This is a genomic window from Mesorhizobium sp. B2-6-1 (genome assembly GCF_006440475.1).
GTDB lineage: Bacteria > Pseudomonadota > Alphaproteobacteria > Rhizobiales > Rhizobiaceae > Mesorhizobium.
Window position 1 is genome coordinate 16187 of the sequence record NZ_VFUH01000017.1, and the last position, 23234, is coordinate 39420.

The 23234-nt window shown below is 61.6% G+C and carries 20 protein-coding genes and 1 pseudogene; 6 read left to right on the plus strand and 15 right to left on the minus strand.

The genetic code is table 11. From position 1 onward, the window contains the following. Window positions 1–18: 18 nt before the first annotated feature. The 9 genes from FJ443_RS26775 to FJ443_RS26815 form a co-directional block, all read right to left on the minus strand. Entirely contained in the window at window positions 19–2061 is a 2043-nt protein-coding gene (locus FJ443_RS26775) for an NADH:flavin oxidoreductase (protein WP_140523226.1), read from the minus strand. A 142-nt stretch (window positions 2062–2203) separates the two neighbouring features. Further along, entirely contained in the window at window positions 2204–2995 is a 792-nt protein-coding gene (locus FJ443_RS26780) for an amino acid ABC transporter ATP-binding protein (protein WP_281405127.1), read from the minus strand. Further along, window positions 2979–3818 (minus strand): ABC transporter permease subunit, encoded by an 840-nt coding sequence (locus tag FJ443_RS26785; RefSeq protein WP_140523229.1) that lies wholly within the window; start codon window positions 3816–3818, stop codon window positions 2979–2981. Before FJ443_RS26785 ends, FJ443_RS26780 begins: the two co-directional genes overlap by 17 nt. Continuing rightward, entirely contained in the window at window positions 3815–4561 is a 747-nt protein-coding gene (locus tag FJ443_RS26790) for an amino acid ABC transporter permease (RefSeq protein ID WP_140499588.1), read from the minus strand. Before FJ443_RS26790 ends, FJ443_RS26785 begins: the two co-directional genes overlap by 4 nt. A 48-nt stretch (window positions 4562–4609) precedes the next feature. After that, complete coding sequence (locus tag FJ443_RS26795; RefSeq protein ID WP_140523232.1) at window positions 4610–5470, minus strand: transporter substrate-binding domain-containing protein; 861 nt, start codon at window positions 5468–5470, stop codon at window positions 4610–4612. Further along, window positions 5467–7053: an FAD-dependent oxidoreductase gene (locus tag FJ443_RS26800; RefSeq protein WP_140523234.1), complete on the minus strand. Its 1587-nt coding sequence runs from the start codon at window positions 7051–7053 to the stop codon at window positions 5467–5469. The genes FJ443_RS26795 and FJ443_RS26800 overlap by 4 nt, the downstream gene beginning before the upstream one ends. A gap of 69 nt (window positions 7054–7122) precedes the next feature. Next, entirely contained in the window at window positions 7123–8217 is a 1095-nt protein-coding gene (locus FJ443_RS26805) for a LysR substrate-binding domain-containing protein (RefSeq protein WP_224684691.1), read from the minus strand. 48 nt (window positions 8218–8265) lie between these two features. Continuing rightward, entirely contained in the window at window positions 8266–9804 is a 1539-nt protein-coding gene (locus FJ443_RS26810) for an FAD-dependent oxidoreductase (RefSeq protein WP_140523237.1), read from the minus strand. A 202-nt stretch (window positions 9805–10006) separates the two neighbouring features. Beyond that, window positions 10007–10858: a transporter substrate-binding domain-containing protein gene (locus FJ443_RS26815; RefSeq protein ID WP_140523240.1), complete on the minus strand. Its 852-nt coding sequence runs from the start codon at window positions 10856–10858 to the stop codon at window positions 10007–10009. Between the two features lie 155 nt (window positions 10859–11013). Between FJ443_RS26815 and FJ443_RS26820 the strand changes: the two genes are divergently transcribed. The 5 genes and pseudogenes from FJ443_RS26820 (at window position 11014) to FJ443_RS26840 (ending at window position 15376) form a co-directional block, all read left to right on the plus strand. Continuing rightward, on the plus strand, window positions 11014–11934 hold the full coding sequence (locus tag FJ443_RS26820) for a LysR substrate-binding domain-containing protein (protein ID WP_181165427.1): 921 nt from the start codon (window positions 11014–11016) through the stop codon (window positions 11932–11934). A gap of 99 nt (window positions 11935–12033) precedes the next feature. Continuing rightward, on the plus strand, window positions 12034–13320 hold the full coding sequence (locus FJ443_RS26825; protein ID WP_140523245.1) for an FAD-dependent oxidoreductase: 1287 nt from the start codon (window positions 12034–12036) through the stop codon (window positions 13318–13320). Continuing rightward, entirely contained in the window at window positions 13224–13808 is a 585-nt protein-coding gene (locus FJ443_RS31995) for a DUF1403 family protein (protein ID WP_140523247.1), read from the plus strand. The genes FJ443_RS26825 and FJ443_RS31995 overlap by 97 nt, the downstream gene beginning before the upstream one ends. Further along, window positions 13789–14028: pseudogene (locus FJ443_RS26835) on the plus strand (DDE-type integrase/transposase/recombinase); the annotation flags it as partial. The gene FJ443_RS31995 and the pseudogene FJ443_RS26835, both read left to right, overlap by 20 nt. A gap of 205 nt (window positions 14029–14233) precedes the next feature. Further along, window positions 14234–15376 carry a GSU2403 family nucleotidyltransferase fold protein gene (locus tag FJ443_RS26840; RefSeq protein ID WP_140523249.1) on the plus strand — a complete coding sequence of 381 codons (1143 nt, stop codon included), beginning with the start codon at window positions 14234–14236 and terminating at the stop codon, window positions 15374–15376. A gap of 444 nt (window positions 15377–15820) precedes the next feature. Here the strand turns inward: FJ443_RS26840 and FJ443_RS26845 are convergent, their stop codons facing one another. The 6 genes from FJ443_RS26845 to FJ443_RS26870 all read right to left on the minus strand — a co-directional run bounded on the left by FJ443_RS26845 (window position 15821) and on the right by FJ443_RS26870 (window position 21357). Beyond that, window positions 15821–16735, minus strand: a complete 915-nt coding sequence (locus tag FJ443_RS26845) for a polysaccharide deacetylase family protein (RefSeq protein ID WP_140523252.1) — start codon at window positions 16733–16735, stop codon at window positions 15821–15823. 197 nt (window positions 16736–16932) lie between these two features. Further along, window positions 16933–17691, minus strand: a complete 759-nt coding sequence (locus tag FJ443_RS26850) for an SDR family NAD(P)-dependent oxidoreductase (protein WP_140523255.1) — start codon at window positions 17689–17691, stop codon at window positions 16933–16935. Window positions 17692–17743: 52 nt separating this feature from the next. Further along, window positions 17744–18049, minus strand: a complete 306-nt coding sequence (locus FJ443_RS26855; RefSeq protein ID WP_140527984.1) for a hypothetical protein — start codon at window positions 18047–18049, stop codon at window positions 17744–17746. After that, window positions 18046–19215, minus strand: coding sequence for a mandelate racemase/muconate lactonizing enzyme family protein (locus tag FJ443_RS26860; RefSeq protein WP_140523261.1), 1170 nt, complete (start codon window positions 19213–19215; stop codon window positions 18046–18048). Before FJ443_RS26860 ends, FJ443_RS26855 begins: the two co-directional genes overlap by 4 nt. Window positions 19216–19223: 8 nt before the next feature. Beyond that, window positions 19224–20300: a tartrate dehydrogenase gene (locus tag FJ443_RS26865; RefSeq protein WP_140523264.1), complete on the minus strand. Its 1077-nt coding sequence runs from the start codon at window positions 20298–20300 to the stop codon at window positions 19224–19226. A gap of 79 nt (window positions 20301–20379) precedes the next feature. Next, window positions 20380–21357 carry an asparaginase gene (locus FJ443_RS26870; protein ID WP_140523267.1) on the minus strand — a complete coding sequence of 326 codons (978 nt, stop codon included), beginning with the start codon at window positions 21355–21357 and terminating at the stop codon, window positions 20380–20382. A gap of 213 nt (window positions 21358–21570) precedes the next feature. Between FJ443_RS26870 and FJ443_RS26875 the strand changes: the two genes are divergently transcribed. Beyond that, window positions 21571–23232, plus strand: coding sequence for an ABC transporter substrate-binding protein (locus tag FJ443_RS26875; protein ID WP_140560030.1), 1662 nt, complete (start codon window positions 21571–21573; stop codon window positions 23230–23232). Window positions 23233–23234: the final 2 nt, after the last annotated feature.

Below are 23234 nucleotides of genomic sequence, written 5' to 3' on the forward strand. Positions count from 1 at the left end.
CCGCCGGCGCGCGCACCGTCACAGCGCGCTGCATATGCGCAAGGCGTCCAGCACCGCGGCATGGATGTTGCGGCTCGAAACCGCGTCGCCGATACGGTGCAGTTCGAAGCCGCTTTCCCGCAGGCGCGGTTGCGGCGCCGCCTTAACCATGGCGTCGAGATCGGTGACGCCATCATTCGCCGAGTGGCTGCGCAGCGCAAAATAGGTTTCGTCCATGGGAATGCTGCCCTGCTCGACGATGACCTGGTCGACAAGGATACTCGTCACCTCCCGCGAGATTTCATTGACAAAGCTGGCTTCCAGCCGGTTGTCCTTGCGCTGAACCGCGAAGAGTCGGCTCTCGAAGACTGGCCTCACGCCAAGCTGCAGGAAGCGCTTCTTCCAGCGCAGCCGCTCGGCATAGGTCAGTTCCTCCGAAAGCTGCGCGTCGATCGAGACATAGGCGACCTCCGCACCTGCATCTCTGGCTTGTTCGGCGGAAAGCGGGCCTGGATGCCGTCCGGTTCCGTCGTAAATCAGCACTTCGCCATGCAGCGGCACCTGTCCGGTCAGGACGTCCCATGTGTTGAGACAGAGTTCCGCGCCCTCCTGCAGGTCGATCTGCGGCAGGCCGCCCGTGGCGAGGATGACGACATCCGGTTCAAGCGCGGCGATATCGGCGCTTTCCATATAGGCGTTGGTATGGACGGCAACGCCGAGACGCTGCAGTTCGGCTTCGCGCCACTCCACAATGCCCATGAGGTCGCGACGCCAGGAGCCGGTCGCGCCGATCCGGATCTGCCCGCCGAGATCGCCAGCCGCCTCGTAGAGCGAAACGGCATGGCCGCGCTCGGCGCTGATACGCGCCGCCTCCAGGCCGGCCGGTCCGCCGCCGACGACGACTACCTTGCGGGCAGGTCCGTCAGTCTTCTGGATGATGTGGCGCAGCGTCAGTTCGCGGCCCGTCGCGGCATTGTGCAGGCAGGAGGGGCGATACGGCGACTGGCAATGCGTGGCGCCAACGCAAGGGCGTATCTCGGCCTCGCGGCCGCCGGCGAGCTTCTCCACCAGATGGGGGTCGGCGATCTGGGCGCGCGTCATGCCCGCCATGTCCAGCCTGCCTTCCGCCACCGCGAAGCGAGCCGAAGCGACATCGGCAATGCGCGCGGCGTGAAAGACGGGCAACCCGACCTCGTGGCGGAAGGCGCCGACCGGTTCGATCCATGGAGCCAGCGGCGAGCCCATGCCGGGCATGTTCTCCTCCGCAAGCGCGCGTGTCGTATCCATCGTGCCGTAAATGGCATTGAAGAAGTCAACGCCTCCCCCCGCCTTGAGCATCAGGGCCGCCTTGACGCATTCCTCGAAGTTCAGGCCGCCATCGGGGCCTTCGTCGACGACAAAACGTATGCCGACGAGGAAATCATCCCCCACGGCCTTGCGGATCGCTTCGTGGACCATCAGGCCGAAACGCAGGCGGTTCTCAAGCGCGCCGCCGAAACGATCCGTGCGGCGATTGGTCAACGGCGACAGGAATTGGCCGATCAGGTGCCCGGCCGCCAGGGTCTCGATCCCGTCCAGACCGCCTTCCTTGCAGCGCAGGGCAGCCTGGGCGTAAGCCTTCACGACACGGTCTATGTCGTGCTCGTCCATCTCCTTGGGGATGCTGCGGTGGAGCGTCTCGCGCACTGGCGAGGGTCCGATCGTAGAAAGCCGGTCGCCGGCATAAGGATCGCCGCGGCGGCCCAGATGGGTGATTTGGCACATCAGCGCCGCACCGAGATCATGCATGCGCGCGCTGAAGCGCTGGAAGTGCGGGATGATCGCGTCGGTGCCGACATTGAGCTGCCGGAAGATGTTGGGGGAATCCAGGTCGACGTTGGACGAGCCGCCGAACATCGATAGCGCCAATCCGCCGCGCGCCTTCTCCTCGTGATAGCGCTGATAAGCTTCCTCGGGCATGCCGCCGACTTCCAGGCCACAGGCATGACTGGTGCTTATGATACGGTTGCGCAATGTCAGCTTCTTGATGGTCAGCGGCTGCAGCAGCGGATCCCTGGTAATGGTCTTGACCGGCCCGTTCATTTCATTCTCCTGCCGAATTCCGGCCGAGCACGATCGCTCGCGCAGACGGATCGGTCCGCGCGTCGCCGTTGCCGGCCTGTTGGTTCAATTTCCGAGGCCCAAGGGTCTTGGGCCTAAACTCCTAGTCCGAGGGCCTGCGGCCCTAAAGAACCTGACTCAGGAACTGCCTCGTCCTGGGATCCTTCGCCTTGGTGAAAAACTCGTCCGGTGGGCCGTGCTCCACGATCACGCCCCGGTCGGTGAAATAGATGTGGTCCGCCACCTCGCGGGCGAATCCCATCTCATGGGTGACGAGGATGCAGGTCATGCCCTCTGCCGCCAGTTCCCTGATCGTGAGCAGCACCTCCTTCACCGTCTCGGGATCTAGCGCCGCCGTGACTTCGTCGAACAGCATGATGTCGGGGCGCATGGCCAGGCTGCGCGCAATGGCGACGCGCTGCTGCTGGCCACCCGACAGTTCTCCCGGATAGGCGTTTTCCTTGCCCTGCAGGCGGACTTTGGCGATCAGCGCGCGGGCGCGCTCCTCGACTTCCCTCTTCGGCTCCTTCAGCACCAGGACCGGCGCCATCATGACGTTCTGCAGGGCCGTCTTGTGCGGGAAGAGATTATATTGCTGGAACACGATGCCGACTTTCTTGCGCAGCGCGAGAAGATCGAGCTTGGTGTCGTTCACCTCCTGCCCTTCGACCTTGATCGAGCCCTTCTGGACAGGACTGAGCCCGTTGATGCAGCGGATCAGCGTCGATTTACCCGAGCCGGACGGGCCGATGACGCAGATCACCTCGCCTTTGCGGACATCGAAGCTGATCCCCTTCAGCACCTCCAGGGCGCCGAAGGACTTGTGCACGTCGCGCAGCGATATGATCGGCATGTCCGGCGACCAGCCTGATTTCAGCTTTGCTTCGTCGGTATTCGATTTAACTTGCAACGACATATTTTCGCTCGAGCTTCCGCGTCCAGATTGCGATCGGATAGATGTAGGCGAAGAACAGGCACAAAAGAAAAAGATAGAACGGAATGAGGAATTCCGGCCGCGCGCCCGCCGCTTCCATGGCGGCCTGGGCATTGCCGACCGCCTCGTGCACACCGAGGATCGAGGCCATCGGCGTCGCCAGCGCCAGCAATGCGTACCAGTTCATCCATGGCGGAATGGCGCGCCTGACGCATTGCGGCAGGATGATCCAGCGCAAGGTCTGGCCACGCGTGAAGGCAAGGCTCTCCGCCGATTCCCACTGACCCTTCGGGATGGAGTTGATGGCGCCGCGCAGCACCTCGCTGATATTGGCCATCACCGGTAGCGAAAAGGCGAAGGTGGCCTTGATCCAGTCCGGTATCGCCACCGTTCCGGCGCCGGGCAGGCGCATCTCGAACGGCACCAGCAGCATGACCGTGAACAGGATCACCAGCCACGGCGAATTGCGGAACAGATGCGTCACGAACCATGCGGGCGTTCGCAACAGCTTCGAGCGGCTGACCCGCAGCAATCCCAGCCCGATCCCCAGAAGGGTTGCGACCGCCATGGCGATGAAGCTCATCAGGAGATTGAGAGCGAAACCCTTGAGAATGAAAGGCAGCCACAGGATCAGCGTGGCGATGGCCGACGGGGCCTGCTGCTGGGGGTCCGATTGGGCATAGGCGAAGGCAAGCGAGCCGAAGAAGGCGAGCACCAGCCACAGCCCGTGCCGCCAATGGATGCGCGAGCAGAAGCTTTCTTCTGCGAAGCGGCCCCTTTCGATACGGAAAGCCGCGCCGCTCATTGGCCGTATCCCGGCAGGGTCAGCCTGTGCTCGATGAAATGGAGCCCGGCGGCCAGGAGCGAGACGACGAGCACATAGAACAGGAACAGGAGCAACATCATCTCCGGCACGTTCACATTGTCCGACCACACCTGGTTCAGCGTATAGGTCATCTCCGGGACGGAAATGACGTAGGCGAGCGATGTCGTCTTGGCGAGACTGACGAGATTGTTGGTGAGGGCCGGCAGGCTGATGCGGAAGGCCAGCGGTAGGGTGACATACAGGTATATCTGCCACTTGCTCATGCACAGGCTCTCGGCTGCTTCCTTCGTCGATCCCGGCACCGCCTCCAAGCCGGCGCGGAAGATCTCGACATTGAAGGCGCCGCCGAAAATGCCGAGCGAGATGATCGCCCAGGCGAAGGACGAGATCAGCGGCTGGTAATAGCCGCCAACATCGACCTGCGGCGTGAAGGCGCCGAGAGCGAAATAGAAGAACAGGAGCTGGATCATCGGCGGCGTGTTGCGGAATGCCTGGATATAGGCATCCATCAGCACCCGCAGGACGGGAGACCGGGCGCTTTGCGCCCAGGCCCCCAAGACGCCGATCACCAGCGACACGACGATCGACCAGAAGATCAGCTGTAGCGATATGCTGATGCCGGACAGGAAGCGCCCATATTCATAGCTGTCGTAGAAGACGATGAAATTGAGGCCCGTGCGGTCGTAGAGATCCTGGAAGAAGGGCGCGATCAACTGGAACATTTTAGCTCCGGCAGCCGGTCATCGATCAGCGTTTCGCAGAGCATCGGCTCAGTTGCCGCCCTTCAGGTAGCTCGTGTCCCACTCAGCCTTCTTGTGCTGCTCGGCGATCCACTGCGACGGCTTCACCTTCCATTTCTTTTCAAGCTCGACCAGCTTTCCGGACGCTTGCCAGCGATAGGCCATGCCTGCCATGAACACGCCCAAGGCCTTGTCCACTTCCGCCACGGGCACCGCGGCCGCCCAGGGATTGTCGAAGAGAACGGAAACAGGCATCTCATAACCCTTCCACTCGCCCGAAGCGAGGTCGGCCATAATGCTCGCATCGTCATAGACCCAGGCGATGCACTTGCCGGAGCGCAAGGCTTCCTTACCCTCCGTGTTTCCGGTGAAGGCGACGACCTTGGCGTGATATTCCGTCTCCACCAGCTTGTTGTAGTAGACGCCCTGCTTGGCGCAGACCGGCTTGTCGGCGATGTCCTTCCAGTCCTTGATGACACCCTCCTTGGCCAGCAGGGTCGGACCGGACGTCCAATAGGCCGGCTCGATGATGCCGACCGCCTTGCGCCGCTCAGTGGTGTCGTACATGCCGCCGATGATGACGTCGATCTTGCCCTGCTGCAGGAACTGCATGCGGTTGGCGGACGTGACCACGACCGGCTCAAGCTTGACGCCGAGCGCATCGGCTACCGACTGGGCGAGGTCCACCTCGATGCCTTGCATCGAACCATCCGGCGATGGGAAGGACCAGGGCTTGAACGCGCCGAGAACGCCGACACGCACGGCGCCTCGTTCCAGAATCTGCTGCAGATGCGATTCGGCCGCCTGCGCGCTGCTGGCGGGAAGGATCGCACTTGCGGCCAGCGTGACTGCAAGGGCGGCGATGGTTTTCAGTGCTGATCCGATTTTCATGCTTCTACATCTCCCATTTTGTGTGTTGTCGGCTGAATTGGAAGGTCCGATGCGGCGCGGAACGCCGTCTTCTGGTATCGGATGAACCCGTCGATTTCACTGACGGTCCGCTCCGGCGCCCAGCCGACCAGATCGGCAATGGCATCGGCAGCCTCCTCAACCTCGGCGCGGTCGAGATGGCGGCGCCAGGCGAGGCCTGTCCTCGTATAGAGAATACCTTTCAGGTCGCGGGCATGCTCGACCGAAACCGCTGTGCGGAAAGCGGCGCGCCTGCCTTGCGAAAGCGGCCTCGAAATTGCGAACTCCGCACCGCTGTCGCCTGTCTCCGGGATCCGCCTCGCCACGGACTTGCGCGTCGGCTTCAGTTGCTTCTCGACGATCCGCAGCATCTCGCGCCCTGCGCTCAGATGGCTCATGACCGGCCCTGCCGTCATCGCGAAGATACCCGGCCTGCCGGCAGATGCGAGATCGTGGATCTGACGCGTGCGCCGCCCCATCGGCTCGGCTGCATCGAAGGTGAGCGGCCGCACGCCGGCCCAGGTGAATTCGACGTGGCGGCGGCCGAGCCGCAGGCCGGGAAGCATGTGACTGGCTTCCGCAAGCAGGAAATCGATGTCTTCGTTGGTGGCTGCGGCACCGGCGGCGTCGCCGTCGAAAGGCGTCTCCGTCGGCCCGAAATAAAAGCAGTCGTCATGCGAAGGCAGACAATAGAACGGCATACCGCTGCGGTTGATCGTGGCGATGCCGTAGCCGCGATAGGAATCCGGCAGCCTGACCGCGATATGAGCGCCCTTGGTGCCGCGAACAAGGCAGGGCGCTGGCTTGCCGGCGACGGGATTGGCGTTCACCGCGTCCACCCAGGTGCCGGCCATGTTCAGCACGACGGACGCGCGAACCTCGGCCGCTTCCCCCTTACCGTCGCGCAGTTCGACGAGCCAGCCTTCCGGCTTCCTACGTATAACGGAAGCTTCGCAGAACAGGCGTATTTCGGCGCCGTTTCGCTCGGCGTCGAGGGCGGCATCCACGCACAGCCTGTCCGGCCAGTCCATGATGTATTCACGGTAGGTGGCAATCGACCGCAGACTTTCGGGGTCCCGCAGGTCGTTTGCGAATGGCAGGTGGGTTTCGAAATCACTCTTCAGCCGACGATAGGCGAGCGCCGGTTCCGGTGGCCCGAGACGGCGCAGGATGCGGAAACCGAGATCCAAATGCCAGCCGCGGACGGGGCTCTCCGGATAAATCGGAAAGCACATGGTGAAGGGCTTGCACCGTTGCGGGCTCCGCCCGACAAGTTCGGTTCGCGCTTCCATCCCCGCCCGCGCCATGCGCAAGGCCGCGGCGAAGCGCTGCGGATGAAACGCAAAGGTGCGGATCGGGTTGGGCGTTTCGAAATATCGAAGGCCGCAATGCAGGATGCGCGAGGATCGGCTGGAGGCGCCGGCGGCGAAATCGCTCCTGTCGACCAGGAGGACGCTGTAACCCGCTGCGGCCAGTTCTCGCGCCGCGCTCGAACCGTTGATGCCGGCGCCGACCACGACGACATCGTAGTCCCGGCCCTGCATCTCGATAATTCTAGGCGACATTGGCGGCCTGTTTTCCTGGACGGTCGATCACGCCAATAAAGCGCTGATACCGAAATGTTCAAAATAGAATTATCGGCGATTGATATGCGTAGTGTGCATATCGTCCTGGTCCGGCAATTGTCTCAGGATCCGATCGCGCTTTTGCGCCATCAGCTCCAGCAGGGCATCGGCGGCGGGGTTGGGCCCGCGCGACTCCGGGCGCAGCAGGGCAACGTTAAACGGGATCTTCGGCGCGAAGGGGATCAGCCTGACCCGGTCGTCCAACTGCTCGACCGCGGTGTAGGGATCGATGATCGCAATACCGATCCCGTGCTTGACCATTTCATAGGCCGACACCGAAAAGGTCGTCTCATAGGCGGCATCCACCTTGACGCTACTGGACAGCAGCGCCTGATCGAGGAGATGCCGTGCCGAGACGAAGGAAGTCCAGGAAATGAATGGCCCCTGGCGCAGGTCGGCCGGGCCGAGCCGGCTGCGCCCGGCGAGCGGATGATCGCGCGGAACAGCCGCGATATAGGGCGCGTCACTGAAGACTTCGGTCCGGAACCCGGAGCGCTTGAACGGTGTTTCCGCCAGTCCGAAATCAATCTGCTGCGCGGCCGCCCATTCCTCGATCTTGACGGACATGCGCACGTTCAGCGTGACCTTGGTCTTCGGCCAGTTCTTCCTGAAATCGGCCAGCAGATGCGGCACGAAATTGATGCCCAGCGCCGGCATGACCGCAAGGCTGATCTCGCCGCCTTCCCCGCTTGCCAACCGTGCTGCGAAGCTGCTCAACGCGTCCAGCGAGACATAGGCTCGCTCGATCTCGTCGAGTAACAGGTGTGCCACGGTGGTCGGCGTGATCAGGCCCCTGCGGCGCTCGAAAAGCGAAACGCCAAGCTCGTATTCCAGCTTGTCGAGAAGCCGGCTGACGGCCGGCTGGCTGCGCCCCAGCAATTCGGCCGCGCCGCTGACGGTGCCGGTGAGCATGACGGCGCGAAATGCCGAGTAGTGCAGAAGGTTCAACGTACTTGTCATGGCGCACCGGTCTTCCCCGGACTCCCTGCAAAGCCATTCGTCCCGTAATCGCGATTCCCGCGATCGCGTACCGGCTGTGTAGCATCTATCCATCAGCAGGCTGTCATTATCTTTGACGGCTTCAAGGCGCGGACTGTCCTGCAAAGAGGGCATGAAACACTGCCTCTGGTGGCAGGTGGGCCCGATATTGGGTCAAGCGGGCGGATCAATGTGCAGCCGATGGGCGATAGCCTCCCGGGCGGAAGCAGCCTCCTGCCGCTTCCTCTGCGCCGACCATGAGCGCGCCTTGGCAAGCACCTCGGCTGCCAGGTCCACGTCTTCGCCAAGCGGGTCGTCGTTCCAGACGAGGCCGCTGCGGCGTACCAGCAGATCGTCGATGGTCTCGGCATGCTCGCTCTCCACGCCCCGTTGCATGATCGAAAGCTTGTCCTCGCGTGAGCTGTTCCCGGTTTCGCGCGGAACGCTCCTGGAAGCGAAATCCGGCTGCTGGCTCGGCCGTGACGGTGCCAGTCCCTTGCCCAGTGCCGTCAATGCGAGCTGCCCTGCCGAGCGATGGCTCATGATCGGCCCTGCCGTCATGGCGAACAGGTTGGGCGCTCCTTCAGGACCGAAGTCATGCAGTTGCCGCGAACGTGCGCCCATGGGCTGCGCCGGATCGTAAGTGAGCGGCCGCACGCCCGCCCAGCCATAGAGAATGTCGGACCGCCTGATATCGAGCGTCGGCAGGAGATGATTGGCTTCGCCGAGCAGGAACTCGAAATCCTCCTCGGTCGGATGGATGTCGTCGGGATCGCCGTCATACAACGTTTCGGTCGGTCCGAAATAATGCAGGCCACGCCACGGGATACAGTACAGCCCCTCATTCAGCCGGTTGAGCGTTGCGATGCCGAAACGGCTGCATTCGGGCGGCAGGCGGACCACGATATGCACGCCCTTGGTGCCGGTGATGCGACGACCGATCCGCCCAGCCTCGACGCGCGCATTAATGCGGTCGATCCATATCCCGCCCATGTTGAAAACACTGCGCGCGACGACGTGAACGGGCCGGGCGGCAGCATCCAGCGTATCGCCGAGCTCCAGCTGCCACAGATCGCCCTGCTGCGCCGCATGGGTGACTTCGGTATAGTTGCGTACCGACGCACCCAGACGCTGCGCTTCCAGCACCGCATCCACCACCACCCGTTCGGGCCAGTCGAACTGGTATTCGTCGAACATGGCGACCGACTGGAGCGCCTGCTTGTCGCGCAGATGCTGGAGAAGCGGCATCTGCGCGACTTCTGCGCCCGATAACCGGCGGTAATTCAGCGGCACCTCGCGGCCGCCCAGGGATTTCAGGATGCGGAACGCCGCATCGATCTGCCACCCGCTATAAGGGCCTCCACGGTAGACGGGAAAGCAGAACCTCATGGAGCGTATACGGTCGGGCGTGTCGCGGACGAATTGCGCCCGTGACTGCATCGCCGCCCGGGCCATCCGGCACGCGGTCAGGAAGCGCTGCGGCTGGCGCACGAATTCCCAGACGGATTTTCCGGGCGCGAGATAACGCAGACCACAATGAAGGAGCCGCGAAGACCGTCCGCTGGCGCCGGCGGCGAAATCACTCTTGTCGACGAGCAGCACCGAATAGCCGGCAGCACTGAGGCAACGCGCTGTTTCGGCGCCGTTGATGCCGGCACCAACGATGGCGACGTCGAAGACTGATCCGGAAAGTTCATCGAGTGAAAGGCGCATGATATCCCTGCTTGTTTGCAACTATGGATCCGCTTGGCGCAGGCGCCCGCGCCGGGCCGATCGAACCAAGAGTTGAAAAAAATCGACCGGAGGACCGCGTCCACCGGTCTCAAAATGGAGCTTTTCCGTCTCCGGCCGGCGGCTCGACAAAGGCTGTCTGTCGACCGCCAACCGGCCTGGCGGCGCGCCTGTCGCGTTGAGACTACTGGCTGTCCATTTTCGTGTTGTCAGCCTCAAGCAGCTTTTCGTGTTCGGCTTCGAACCACGGATCCGCGACCACTTTCCATTTCTCGGCAAGTTCGATGAGCTTGCCGGAGGCATGCCAGCCATGGCTCATGCCGGTCATGAATTTTCCCCAGATGCCGTCGCGCTCCTCCAGTGGAACGCCTGCCGCCCAATAGCTGTGATAACGGGATTTCAGGGGCATTTCGTAACCATCCCAGCCTTCGGTTCTCAACGACTGCTGGATCGCCGTATCGTCCGACAGCCACGCTGCGCATTTGCCGCTGCGCAGGGCCTGTTTGGTTTCCGTATTGCCGGAAAAGGAAATGATCTTGGCGTCATAGGCCTGAGCGATCACGGTATTGTAGAAAAGGCCTTGCTTGGCGCAAAGCGGCTTGCCGCTGAGATCCTCCCAACTCTTGATCAGTCCGGCCTTGGCCATGACATTGGCGCCCGATACCCAATAGGCTGGCTGCACCATCCCGACGACCTTGCGTCGCTCCGGCAGGTCGGACATCGCCCCGAGGATGAGGTCGATCCTTCCCTGCTGCAGGAGTTGCATGCGGTTGGCGGATTCGATCTGAACCAGTTCCAGCTTGACGCCCAGCTTTTCGGCGACATCCGCAGCGAGATCAGGCTCGATCCCGACGAGCCTGCCATCGGGGTCACGATAGGACCAGGGCGGATAGGCACCCTGCACTCCGACCCGCAGCGTGCCGCGTTCAAGGACTTCCTTGAAGCGATCATTGGCCGCGTCCGCCTTTGCGGCAACTCCCGCAAGGACCGCGCCAGCCACGACGGCGATCGACGTGAACTTCACCCATAAATCCATTGCCCAATCCTCCCATTGCAATTATTGGCGACAAATGTCGCGGTCCGGCGATTGGTCACCGCCTCATCAATCGGACTTCGCGCCGATCCCATTGTCAAATAAGGGGAATTATGGACGCTATGCAGTTCCGTTATAGGCTGCAAAGGAGAGGCGGCTTGAACATCAGGCAACTCGAAGCCTTCAAGGCAACGATGACTGCAAAGACCACCATCGGGGCCGCGGAGCTTCTCGGCGTTTCCCAGCCGGCCGTAAGCCGGCTTCTGGGTCAATTGGAAACATCTTTGTCAGTGACCCTGTTCGACCGGTCCGGCGGGCACCTCAATCCCACGCCGGAAGCCCTCCTGCTGCATGAGGAGGTTCTTCGTGCCTTCGTGTCGATCGACAAAATCCGCGAGATCGCCCGCGAAATGCAGGTCGCCAATTCCGGGATGGTCTCGGCGGCGTCGCTGCCGATGCTGGCAATGGACTTCATGCCTTCGGCGATCGCCCGCTTCACGGCAAGCCGGCCGGAGAGCCGCATTTCGCTGCGTATCCAGATGTCGCCGCGCATAGAAGAACTCGTCGCCAGCCAGCTTGTGGATGTCGGCATCGCCGAATATCCCTTCGACCGCTCCGGCATCGAAATCGAGGAATTCTGCTCCGCGCATTATCTGATGGCGGTTCCAAGCCATCATCGGCTGGCGCAGAAGGCACGGCTGACGCCGGAAGATTTACGCGACGAACGCTATATCTCCATCACCCACAATCATCTGGGGAGGCAACTCGCCGACCAGATTTTCGACCGCTACGGCGTTAAGCGCCGCATTGTCCTTGAAGCCCAGCTTTTTAGCACCATCGCCAACATGGTGGCCAAGGGGCTGGGAATCGGATTGATCGACCCCTTCACGGCGTTCGATTTTCGCGAGCATCCGGGAGTGCGCTCCATTCCCTTCGAGCCCGCGGTCAGCCTGCGTCTCGGCATGCTTTATCCGACACACCGTTCCCCCTCGCGCGTCGCGCGCGAATTCATTTCCAGCCTCAAGGCATCGCGCCGCGATGTCCTGCGTCAGATCGACGATATCTTCCACCGCAATTGAAGCCGGGCGCGCATCTATGCCGATCCGGCATAGCCCTATGCCACGCGCGGCTGCCTTCTCCTGTTATTGTCGCGGCGAAGGATCGGGCAAGGAACATAGATGGGCACCTTTCAAACGGACGTGGCCATTGTCGGTGGAGGAATTGTCGGCTGCTCGACCGCTCTTTCCCTAGCCCGCAAAGGGAGGTCGGTAACAATCTTCGAGCGCGGCAAGATCGCTTCCGAACAATCCAGCCGTGCCTGGGGTTTCATCCGCCGGCAAGGACGGCATGAAGCCGAGCTGCCGCTCGCGGTCGAAGCCTTGGAACTGTGGGCGGACTTGACCTCGAGATACGGCACACAGGCGACGCAGTTCACCCGCAGCGGAATCCTGGTCCCCGCGGAAACCGCTGCCGATGAGGATCGGATCCGCAGCGGCCACGATATTGCGCGCAGCTTCGGCCTTTCGACGCGCCTGCTGGATGCCGCGGACGTTCGTCAGACAATCCCCGAATTGGCTGGGCAATGGCGCGGCGGACTTTTCACCGCCGACGACGCCCATGCCGATCCGGCTCTTTCGACCCGGACCATCGCGGCTGCGGCACGCGAAGCCGGAGTCACTATCCTGGAAGATACACCGGTTTTCCGGCTCGACCTCGACAGGCAGGACAGACCGAGGCTCCTGGCGTCTAACGGGATCTTCGAAGCAAAAACCGTCGTTTTGGCAAACGGCATCGGCGCACCGGTGCTGGCCGCTTCGGCCGGCCTGCACCTGCCTATCCAGATCGTCAAATCCTCCGTCGGCCGCACCCGGAAGGCAGCACCCTTCACCCGCATCGCGATGTGGGGTCCCCGCGTTGCATTCCGCCCCTCTATGGGCGGCGATTTCATTATCGGTAACGGCTATCGCGGCATGGGAGTCGATTACGAAATCACCGTCGACTCATTTCGCTGCATGCGCCATTTCATACCCGCCTATCGCAACAACTGGCGTCAACTGCACCTCAGCATCGGAGCCGATTTCCGTCATCAATTAGCCGCGCGCTTCAGCCGCCGCAATGCCGTGCAGGCGCTGCCGGAGCCGAAGCCCAATATGCGCAAGGTGATGGCCAACCTTGCTGGCTTCCGGCAGATCTTTCCGCATCTGAATACGATCGAACTGCAGAACGCCTGGGCCGGCAGGCTGGATATCACGCCCGACGTCATTCCAATCATCGATCGGCCCAAGCCAGAGCTCGAACTCTTCGTGGCGGCCGGCTTCAGCGGCCACGGCTTTGCGCTTGGACCTTCCATCGGCAAACAACTCGGCGAATGGGTCACACAGGGCAGCCCCTCGATCAATCTTTCCGCCTTTGCTCTTTCCCGGTTCGAAAAGGGCATCGTTCACAAAGCGCAACAGGCGCTTTGAGATCGTGTTCGTTCACGCGGCCTCGCCTTAGACTTAACGGCGGAGCCGGGCTTGACGGACTTGTCAGACAGGCCGGAGCCGAGCTCACCGCGATAGGAAGCGCGGCCGGCAGCATGCGGCTCGCCGGCCGCGCCGAGGACGCCCTGCGCGACCCCTGGTACCTGCGCCCGGCCGGCGCCGATCCCGGCCCCGCCGGCGCGGTTCTTGGCGCCTGGCGGCAGCTGTCCGTGCAGCCGCCCGCTGGCAGCGCCGACCGACTCGAAAAGATCGTCGACCAGCTCGGGCTCCATTGCCACCGCGCGGCGCTCGCCGACCTTTGCACGGAGATCGAAAAACTGGCGGGATCGCAGCGGCCGGTGCCGTTCGCTGCAACGGCAATCGCCGCCCGCGTCGCCGCGATTCGGCCCGACCCCGAGCTTTTGGCCTGGTGGCTTGCCGACCTGGTGCTGGCAGCACCAGCCCACCCTGGAGGCTGTCGTTTCCTGTGACAACTCAAATCGCTTGCAGTATCGTTCCCGGCGTCGGCTGAAGCCGATCCGGACCCGCAAGAGTAAATACCTGAGTAACCGGATCGAACAGGACCATCGGCGCATCAAGCGCCGCATCGGGTCAATGCTCGGCTTCAAATCACCGGGATCAGCCGCGATCATCCTAAACGGCATCAAAATGGTTCACATGATCAGCGGCGGTCACGCGGTGCCTGATTGATCGGCGCGGCTCCAGCATCGTTGGCGGTAGCATTGGCCAAAGCCGGGCGCATCGATCGCCATGTGTGGCATGACGGGTCTGCGTGAACCCTGGATGATGCGGCGGCGTTATAAGATTTCTGCAACTGTCTTATAACCACCGCTTGCGTCGCTTGAGTTCATCCTGTTATAAGAGAAACTCATTTTTCTTATAACGGAGCCGGCGCATGAAGACGGTCGATCTCGTTTATCGCACGATGTATGCGGAACTCGTTCAGCGCTGCCTTGGTGCATCGTTCGAAACCGACTTCTCAACGGCGGGAAATTTCGTTCGGGTTCCGGTGAAGGGGCGGGATTATTGGTATTTTGAGGAGACCCAACCCAAGAAGACGCGGAAGTATGTCGGCCCGTCCGATGATCCCGAGATCGCGAAACGCGTTGCAGCCTTCCAAGAGATCAAGGAAGACCTCCGCGGGCGACGGAAACTCGTCTCCACGCTGACTCGCCAAGCAGGGCTGACTGCACCGGACCGGTTCACTGGCGATGTCGTTGGAGCAATGGGAGCAGCAGGAATCTTCCGCCTGAGAGGCGTGCTCGTCGGTACGGTTGCCTTCCAGACGTATGCGGGACATCTCGGCGTGAGATTGCCCGGTGCCTCATTGCAAACCGGCGATGCCGATTTCGCGCAGCACTACTCGATCTCCTCGTCAGTCGACGACAGCCGGCCGCCGATCTTGGAAATCTTGAGAGAGATTGACCCGACCTTCAGGGAGATCCCGCACAGATCGGATCCCGCACACGCGACGCAATTCGAGAATGCAACGAGATACAAGGTCGAATTCCTCACGCCGAACCGGGGATCCGATCACTACACCGACCATGCCACTCCGATGCCAGCACTGGGCAGAGCTTCGGCGCAGCCCTTGCGTTTCCTTGATTTCCTCATCCACGAGCCCATCCGGACCGTGATGCTGCATCGGTCAGGGGTGCCTGTAACCGTGCCGTCGCCGGAACGCTATGCAGTTCACAAGCTCATCGTCGCCTCTCGCAGGCAATCAGATGCAAACGGCGTCGCCAAGCGCGAAAAGGACGTCTATCAGGCCAGCCTCCTTATCGAGGCACTGGAGGCCACCCGTCGCCAGGACGACCTTGCAACAGCGCTCGCGGAAGCGTGGGGCAGGGGGCAGCACTGGCGCGAGGCGATGCTGAAGGGGCTGAGCCTGATGCCGCCGAAGAAACGACAGGAAGTTGAGGAGACAGTCAGAAAGGCCCTTGTCGAGATCGGCGAGGAGTTGGACGGCTTCAACTCGGCCGTGAAGTCGTCGCCAGAAAAAAGTGCGACCCGAAAGCCGCCCTGTCGCTTGGACTGAGGAATATCCTCGTTGATCAGGATCGCGTACGAGGGAATATACCGTAGCTGAGGTCTGTTCGCCGTGTTCGTCTAAAACAAGGCACTAAGGAACTATAAGCTGGATTGCCTCGGGCGATCGCTTGCCTACCTGGCCAATACGGTAAAGAACCCTGCCTGACCAGCCGGAAAAGTGCGTAGATCGCACCACGACCGCAGCGGCCGTATGGTGGTTTTGCGTCTTCACCACGCTGGCGAGTTGGAGCGCGACCTGACCCGTGAATGCGCCAGCTGGTCTTCCTACCGCCAGAGCACGCGGCCGCAAAGGCGGACGGAAATTCGCGCTCACCAAAGCGCGGATACGCCTCGCCCAAGCTGCCACGGGCCCGCCAGTTCCGCAATAGCATTCCGAACAGCCCGATCGACGAGAATGCTGCGCTTCGGTGGAGACGAGCGTTTGCTTTTTTCAACCCATAGCCGTGCCAGACAGCTCTACCGACCCTGCGGGGAGCCGCGCAAAAGTGTACCAATTATAGATCTGCTCGCCCGTCCAGAATGCCACGTCGCGATGAGAGGAGATATAATCCAGCAATTCCTCCAGATAGCCAATCCGATGCGGAACACCGCTAAGATAAGGATGGACGCTGATGGACATGATCCGGGGCGAGGTCGCGCTCTCCCGATACAGCCGGTCGAACTGGCGCTTGCCGCGCTCGAGCAGTTCCGCCGACGAGTGCTGCGCCACAGCCATTATTGCGACATCGTTAATCTCCACCGTATAGGGGAGTGTCACCAGCCGGCCGGCCGTCGTCTTCAGTTCGCAAGGCAGGTCGTCCATTACCCAATCGGCGACGTACCGAATTCCTTCTTCAGCGAGGATGTCGGCCGTGTCCGAGGTCTCCGTAAGCCCTGGGCTTTCCCATCCCACCGGCGGCTTACCGGAAATCTTGGACAGCGCGCCGATTGTGCGCCGAATTGCAACGCGCTGGTCTTCGAGGTTGTGCATCGGCCCTTGGAGCCAACCGTGACCCATCAGTTCCCATCCGGCGTCGTGCGCGGCATGCGCGATCCTGGGATAGACCTCGCACACTGATCCATTGATGGCCAACGTCGGAACAATTGTTCGGGATGTCAGGCTCTCGTGGATGCGCCAGAAGCCGACCCGCATGCCGTATTCGTGCCACGACCAATTCGGAATATCGGGTAGCATCGGCATGCCCATCGGCGGCGGCAAGACGGTGCGCGGCATCGGCCGCCTCGCGTCCCAATGTTCGACATTGACGATCAGCCACACCGGCATCCTGACGCCGTCAGGCAATTTCAGCGGCTGTCTATCGACGATGGCCTGGTAGTCTATTCGTTCGCGAGGGCTCAGCGGCATGCGACGGTCCTAAGGGCTTGGAACGCACTTGGATTGATCAGCTTCATAGGGTGACTCGCCGTCAACCCAGTCGCACCACCAGTGGGCCGATACGTATAGACCTCCACCACGCCGCCGCCAAGCGGATGCAACGTGGGGCGCCTTGGCTTGGCACAAAGGACGACCAGTTGCACAAGCAAGCAGACGCATGATGATGTTTAGCCTTGTTTGATCGTCAGCCCGCCGTCTACCAGCAAAGTCTGGCCCGTCACGTATCGCGCTGCGTCGGAAGCCAGAAACAGGATTACATCCGCCACCTCGTCGGGTTCGCCGATGCGACGCAATGGAATGGAAGGAGCCTGAGCCACCAGCCGCGCTTCACCCATCGAGTGCTCCTCGGAGAGGGATTGTGCCGTGCGGATGAAACCGGGCGCGACGCCGTTGACCCGGATCCCGTCGCCGCCCAACTCGGCGGCCAAGCCTCGCACCAAACCCAGAACGCCGGCTTTGGCGGCGGAATAATGGACATGCTCGGCCCAGCCATAGCTCATGCCTGAAATCGACGATACCGCCACGATGGCGCCTTTGCGACGCTCTCGCATGCGCGGCGTGGCAGCGCGTGCCATCCGGAACACGCCTTTTAGGTCAATGTCGACTGTGATGTCCCACTTGGCATCGCTCATCTGCGCCAGCGGCACCTTGTGGGCGATACCCGCATTGGCCACCACGACGTCCACGCCGCCATACTGCTTGTCGATTTCCCCCACGACGTCGTCGACCTGATCCGATCTGGTCACATCGAGTTTGCGGAAATAAGCATCCCCGCCGCCCGCCTTGATCTCTTCGGCCACCTGCTTGCCTTCGGTCTCGAGAATGTCGGTCACGCAGATTCTGTAGCCAACCCTGGCGAAAGCGAGGGCCGTGGCGCGGCCAATGCCGATGCCGGCGCCGCTGATGATTACGGTAGGCTTGGTCATGACGATCTCCCGGACACTGCGTGGTTCGATGCGATTGTGGACATGAGGCGCATCACTCGATGACGCCGATCTTGCCGTGTTCCAGCGAAAGAAACACCGCAAGGATGAGAATTAGGCCGGTGATGATCTTCTGCTTCTCGCACGAGATGCCGAGAATGATCAGGCCATTGCTCCGCATGGCCATTATGAGGGCCGATATCACACTGAGTTCGAAGGAGGTTGCGGTTGTCGGCGTCGCCGCACCCAATCTTGCGGCGACGACGCGCGAAGTCACCGAAGCAGTCTGCAACGCCATAGGCGGGTGCAACGTCCTGACAGGCTGAAAACTGTCGTTCGGCACGGCCGGCGTCTCGCTCACGGCTGGTGCAATTGTCGGAACAGCTTGAACAGTTCGGCTTTCTTCTCGAAGCCGACACCGGGAACATCGGGTAGCCCGACATAGCCATCTTCGACCGCGATGTCGTCGGCGAAGCCGCCAAAGGGCTGGAAAACGTCGGGATAGGATTCGTTGCCGCCCAGATGCAGCCCTGCGGCAATGTTGAGCGACATCTGGTGTCCACCATGCGGCACCACGCGTCGTGACGACCAGCCAAGCGCCTTCATCACCTCCAGCGTGCGCAGGTATTCCACCAGGCCATAGGAGAGGGCACAGTCGAACTGAAGATAGTCGCGGTCGGGCCGCATGCCGCCGTAGCGCAAGAGGTTGCGCGCATCCTGGTGCGAGAACAGGTTCTCGCCTGTCGCCATCGGCCCACCGTAGTGGTTCGCCAGTTCCGTCTGCAACGCATAGTCCAGCGGATCGCCGGCCTCCTCGTACCAGAACAGGCCGTATGGCTGCATCGCCTTGGCATAGGCGACGGCGGTCTTCAGGTCGAAGCGTCCGTTGGCATCGACAGCCAGATACTGGCCCCCACCGACCACCTCCAGCACGGCCTCGATGCGGCGCAGATCCTCATCCAGGGGCGCCGCGCCGATCTTCATCTTCACGACCTTGTAGCCGCGGTCGAGATAGCCCCGCATCTCCGCCTGAAGCTTCGAGTGATCCTTGCCGGGATAATAGTAGCCGCCTGCCGCGTAGACCCAAACTTTCTCGTCCGCCACGCCCGCCCGGTAACGGTCCGCCAGCAGGCGCCACAGCGGGACGCCGGCGACCTTGGCGACGGCATCCCAGACGGCCATGTCGATGGTGCCCACCGCCACGGACCGTTCGCCGTGGCCTCCGGGCTTCTCGTTGGTCATCAGCGTCTTCCAGATGGCGAACGGGTCAAGGTTGTCGTTCTCATGGTCGATCAGTGTTTCGGGATCGGCCTCGAGGACGCGCGCGAGGAAACGGTCGCGCATCAGCGCGCCCTGCCCGTAGCGGCCATTCGAGTTGAAGCCGTAGCCAACCACCGGCTTGCCATCACGCACCACGTCGGTGATCACGGCGACGGCCGAGCAAGTCATCTTCGAAAAGTCGATATAGGCGTTGGCGATGGGGGAGGCGATCGAGACGGTCTTTTCCCTGATGTCGACGATGCGCATGCTTGGTCCTATCCTTCGAGTGCCTCCGCCACCGCCTTGCCGCAGGTGACGGTATCGGCCTTGCCCCCGAGATCACCGGTGCGGGTGGCTTCGCTCTTCAGCGTGGCTTCGATGGCTTCCACGATCGCGCGGCCAGCCTCCTCGTGACCAAGATGGTCGAGCATCATGGCGGCCGTCCAGATCTGTCCGATCGGATTGGCGATGCCTTTCCCGGCGATGTCCGGAGCCGAGCCGTGTACCGGCTCGAATAGCGACGGAAAGCGGCGTTCCGGGTTGATGTTGGCCGACGGGGCGATGCCGATCGTGCCGGTGCAGGCGGGTCCGAGATCCGAGAGAATGTCGCCGAACAGGTTCGATGCCACCACAACGTCGAAACGGTTCGGATTGAGCACGAAATGGGCTGCCAGAATATCGATGTGGTACTTGTCCCAAGAGACATCCGGGTATTGGGCGGCCATCGCCTCGACGCGCTCGTCCCAATACGGCATGGTGATCGAGATGCCGTTGGATTTGGTGGCCGATGTGAGGTGCTTGCGCGGACGCTTCTGCGCCAGATCGAACGCATAACGCAGGATGCGATCGACGCCGACGCGCGACATCACGGTTTCCTGGATGACGATCTCGCGCTCCGTGCCCGGATACATCCGGCCGCCGATAGATGAATATTCGCCCTCGGTGTTCTCGCGCACGACGTAGAAATCAATATCGCCGGGCTTGCGGTTGGCGAGCGGCGAGGGCACGCCCGGCATCAACCGGACGGGGCGCAGGTTGACGTATTGGTCGAACTCGCGGCGAAACTGCAGCAGCGATCCCCAAAGCGAGATATGGTCGGGAACCATGGCCGGCCAGCCCACCGCGCCGAAGAAGATGGCATCATGGTTTCCGATCCGGGACTTCCAGTCCTCCGGCATCATGCGGCCATGCCTGGCATGGTAATCGCACGACGCAAAGTCGAAATGGTCGAGCTGTAGGTCGATGCCGAAGCGCCTTGCCGCCACTTCCAGTACACGAAGTCCCTCGGGGACGACCTCCTTGCCGATCCCGTCACCGGGAATGACCGCGATCCTGTGCTTCTTTGCTGACATCATGGTTCCTCGGCTGCAGGAATGGGACGGCGGCGATGGACGGGCGCCTTACGGAAATCAGGCGGTGGAAGAGCGGGCATCAGCCGCCGAAATATTCGATCTCCTGGCGCAGGCGTTCGCCCTCGATGCCCATGCCGAGCAGGACGGCCACGAGCACTCGTGCTTTCTGGCCGCTCAAGTCGCCGGCAAAGATCACGCCCCCGTCGGAGAGTGTCTTGCCGCCGCCATTGCCATAAATCGGCTTGACCCGGCCGCGCTGGCAACGACTGGTCATGATGACGGGAGTACCATTGGCGACAAGCGACGTCGCGGCGGCAGTGACGGCGGGCGTCGCGTTACCCCGCCCGAAACCCTCCAGAATGATGGCCTTGGCACCATCCTGGGCGGCGAAGCGGATGTAGCGGTCACCGATCCCCATGACCAGCTTGATAAGATCGACATCAGCGACAATGCCTTTTGCGTCGTAGGTGCGGCGCAGGACCGGCTTGCGGTGCAATACGATGCGGTCGCCGTCCACTTCCCCGAGCTTGCCGTGCTCGTAGGAGATGAAGGTATCGGTGCGTGAACTGTGCGACTTGCTCACGTCACGCGCAGCATGGAATTCCTGCTCGAAGCAGATCATCGCGCCCAGGCCCCGCGCAGTTTCGGACGCGGCTAGCCGGATGGCATCCGTGAGGTTGCGTGGGCCGTCGGGGTTCGCCTCATCGGCCGCGTGCTGTGCGCCGGTGAACACTATCGGCTTGTTAGTCGCGACAAGGAGATCAGCCAAAAAGGCGCTTTCCTCCATCGTATCGGTCCCGTGGGTCACCACGACCCCATCGAAGTCACCTTGAAGGTGGTGTGAAATCCGCTGGGCCAGTGCAAAGCCGAGCGGGAGGTCGATGGCATAGCTGCCGACGTTGCAGAACTCGTCGATGGCGATGTCAATGCCATCGAGCGGATCGTGCAGCATGGCGCGCAACTCCGATCCTGTGACGCTTGCGGTGACATGTCCGCTCTCGGCTTCCAGCTTGGATGCGATCGTCCCTCCTGTTGTCATCAGACAGATTTTTCGCATTTCGGTTCCTCGCTGCCGTACCCGACGTTGAATAATTTGGTCAGACCAAGAAATCAAGAAGCTATTTTTTTGTGCATGAAATGCACGAATTTTTCGCATTTTTTGTGATTGACGGTCAGGCCAATTTGTCCATTAATGTCAGTTACGCTCTTTGGTCTGTCCAAAAGCGGAAAGATAACGAAGCGTATTCGCGCAACCAATGGGGAACGAGAGATGGTTGATGATTTTACCAGAATTCGGTTGGCGCCCACGCGCCGTCAGTTCCTGAAAACGACTGCCGCCTTCGGCGGTGCCGCACTTGCTGCATCGACCGGCCGCTTGGGGGAAGCCTTCGCGCAGGACGCAAACAGTACGCTGGTGATCGCGGCGCCCGCGACGCCCCAGGGCCTCGACATCGAGTTCGACGTCAGCCTGGGCTCCATCGATTCCCTCGGTGCGCTCTACGAGTACATGCTTGGCTATGAGAAGATGGATGATCCCAATGCACCCGGCGTGCTGCGGGAGGATACCGGCGTCCATACCGACAAGCCGAACAACCTCGCCTTGCGCGGCCGGTTGGCGGAAAGCTGGGAAGTGGCCCCCGATGGCCGCAAGGCGACCTTCAAGCTACGCGAGGGTGTCGTCTCCAACTGGGGCAACAAGTTCACGTCCAAGGACGTAAAATGGACTTGGGACCGCAAGTTCAACCTCAAGGGGCAAGGCCTGTTCCAGACCGCGGTGCTCGGTCTCAAGACGCCTGACCAGATCAAGGTGGAAGGCGACTATGCGGTCTCCTTCAATCTCGAACAGCCAAATCCATTGCTTCTCAAGCAGCAGTGTAACCTCGCCAACCCGATCTACGACGCCACCAAATGCGCCGAAGCCGGTGGCTCCGACGACCCGTGGGCGGTCAATTTCCTCAAGAACGATAGTGCTGGCTTTGGCCCATATCGCCTTGCCCAGCTCGTGCGCGGTCAACAAGCCGTGTTCGAGGCGCGCGAAGACTACTGGGATGAAAAGCCCTTCATGAAGCGCGTCATCATGCGCGAAGTGCCGCAGTCGGCCAGTCGTTTCTCGCTGCTGCAGGGCGGCGCGGTCGACATCGCACAGTTCCTGCAGCCGCGCGAACTGGAGGCGCTGAAGAAGCAGCAGAACGTGGCGGTGGATGCCGTCAATTCGTCCTACATGATCTGGCTGGAGCTCAACTCCAAGATCGCTCCATTCGATAATGTCGACGTGCGCCGTGCCATCAACCTCGCTATCCCGCGCGACGAGATCATCCGCACCATCTACTACGGCTATGCCGACGAGCAGAAGGCGCCGATGCCCTATATCTACCCGATGGCGGATGAAAGCTTCTTCGCGTACGGCTATGATCTTGCCAAGGCCAAGGAGCTTCTTGACAAGGCAGGCGCCAAGAACCTGGCGACCACCTTGTCCTACAACGCCGGCGACCCGACGCAGGAGCCGATCGCATTGCTGATCCAGACCGCGCTAAAGCAGATCGGCGTGGAGCTGACGTTGGAGAAGCTGCCGGCCGGCGTGTTTTACGAGAACGTCACCAAGCGCGCCAAGCCGATGATCTTCTATCTGGATTCGCCGTGGACGCCGGATCCGGGCTACTCGACCTACCTCTACTTCAACTCCGAAAGCTACGTGAACTATTCCAATTATGACAACAAGAGCGTCGATCAGATGATCAAGGACGGTCTTGCCACGCTTGATGACAATGTGCGTAAGCAGAAATACTCGGAGGTGCAGAAGACGTTGATGGACGAAGCGCCCTGGGGCTTCATTGCTTATCCGAAATACACGCTGGCGCGTAAGGCGAACCTCAAGGGTTACACTTACTACACGTCCAATAATCTTCGGTTCCAGGATTTCAGCCGCGGCTGATG